The sequence below is a fragment of the Streptomyces sp. ActVer genome, from assembly GCF_027270795.1.
Taxonomy (GTDB): domain Bacteria; phylum Actinomycetota; class Actinomycetes; order Streptomycetales; family Streptomycetaceae; genus Streptomyces; species Streptomyces umbrinus_A.
The window spans coordinates 1-1,767 of the sequence record NZ_JAPWHT010000847.1 but is presented as its reverse complement, the minus strand read 5'-3'; the positions used below and the strand labels follow the sequence as shown (position 1 = coordinate 1,767).

The window sequence follows — 1,767 nt, the reverse complement described above, 5'->3', positions numbered from 1 at the left end:
TGTCCCCCGAGGTTGGATCCAGCCGTACGGCCGCGCCGCTCGCTCAGTCGTACATGCGCCAGTCGTACGTCAGTTGGTAGTGGCCGCCGTGGCCTCGGTAGTCGGCGACCGCCGGGGCCGTGAAGGGGCGGCCGGCCCAGCGGCCGGTGAGTGAGGGGATGACCGCGCTGACGGTGACGGGCTTGAACACCTCGTCGCCGAAGAGGCCCTTGAGCTGGTCGAAGACCCAGCCGACGGCCGCGCCGACGGCCATCCCGATGAGGATGCCGACCGGTCCGCCGGAGGCGCCGATCGCGCCCCCGATGGCCGCGGCGAGGTAGGCGGTGACCTTCTTCTTGATGAGGTCGAGCAGTGCGCCCACGTAGTCGGCGAGGCCGCCCCAGTCGACCTCGGCGAGGACCAGCGTGACGAAGTACGACTTCGGGTACCGGGTGCCCTCGTCGAGGCCGAACCAGTGGAAGCGGCGCGGCGGGTCGTACACCTCGACGTCGCCGTCGTCGAAGCTGCGGACCTTGAACTGGCCGATCTTCAGGGTGTCGCCGCTCTCGTCCACGCCGGTTCCGGCGAGATGGATCTCGTCGGATCCCCACTCGGACGTCTCGTCCAGGCACTTCACCCGGTGGATCCGCAGTTCCAGCCTGTGCAGGGCGGCCGGTACGGCGGCCAGGCGCTGCGGGGCCGACTCCTCGGGGAGGAGGGAAGTCGGCGGCTTCCTGAGTTCGTCGGCCGGGAACCTCAGCCGCTCGGGAAAACCGAGGCGCTTGACCTGCGTGTCCACCGAGGCGGGCGAGCGCAGGTCGACACGGGCCAGGTCACCGAGGCGCCGGGCGCGTACGGCACCGGTCTTGACGTCGGCGAGGACCGCGGTCGCCGCCTTCTTCCTCCTTTCGTCGGTGAGGCTGTCGAAGCGCCGCGCGACGAGGTGCTCGGCTGCCGTCCTGTCCGCGGGCAGTGGGTACTTGGCGGGTTCCGCGTAGTGGGCGGCGACCTTGTCGGCGGCGAGCGTGAGTTCCTGGACGACGCGCTCGGTGACGGCCCGCACCTTGGCATGCGGGACGTCGGTCACCATTCGATGGGTGTTCTCCGGCATTTCTGTTCATCCCCCGTTGGTTACTGCTCCCTTCGCGACTGTTTCCGCGAAGGCCCGACCGACGGTACGGACAGGGGGAGTCCGGGCGCCCCGGGATGCGCCCCGGGGGAATCCCTAGGGTGCGCGTCCGGGCCCCGGCCGTCCGGGCTGCGGTCCGGGCTCGTCCGCGGCCAGCATCGCCGTGAGCCGGGTACGGGAGTCGACACCCAGCTTGGGGAAGATCCGGCCGAGGTGGTACTCGACGGTCTTGACGCTGATGACGAGTTCGCGTGCCACCTGCCGGTTGGTGAGCCCGGACGCGACGAGGCGGGCGACGGCCAGCTCCTGGGGCGTGAGCAGCGCCGCTCCGCGCGTCCGTGGCTCCCGCTCGGCAGCGGATCCGGCGGGACCGAGTCCGCAGGCCGCCAACTCCCGTTCGCAGCGCCCGAGATCGGGCGGTGCGTCGAGGCGTACGAGGAGGTCGCGGGCGGTGCGCAGCTGCTCGCCCGCGCGGGTGCGGCGGCCCGCTCGGCGCAGGAAGCCGCCGTACGCGAGGTGCAGCAGCGCGCGGTCGAAGGGGGCCTCGACGTGTGCGGCGTGCTTGAGGCCTGAACGCCGTCTCGGCGTTCGTGCTGGCCGGCACGATCGCCCTGGTCGTGGACAAGGTCCTCGCCAAGCGCGGGCACCACCTGCTCCCC

Annotated in this window: 2 protein-coding genes; both read right to left on the bottom strand. The window is 71.6% G+C overall.

The window, feature by feature from the left end; translation table 11 throughout:
• Positions 1-43: 43 nt before the first annotated feature.
• Entirely contained in the window at positions 44-1,090 is a 1,047-nt protein-coding gene (locus O3Q52_RS52740; protein WP_269655493.1) for a hypothetical protein, read from the bottom strand.
• A gap of 114 nt (positions 1,091-1,204) precedes the next feature.
• Positions 1,205-1,767 (bottom strand): helix-turn-helix transcriptional regulator (locus O3Q52_RS52735; RefSeq protein ID WP_269655492.1); only part of this gene is annotated, 563 nt, incomplete at its 5' end.

Bases quoted from the DNA above. Each gene is read 5' to 3' on its own strand.
- O3Q52_RS52740 (WP_269655493.1), bottom strand. From the start codon at position 1,090: ATGCCGGAGAACACCCATCGAATGGTGACCGACGTCCCGCATGCCAAG.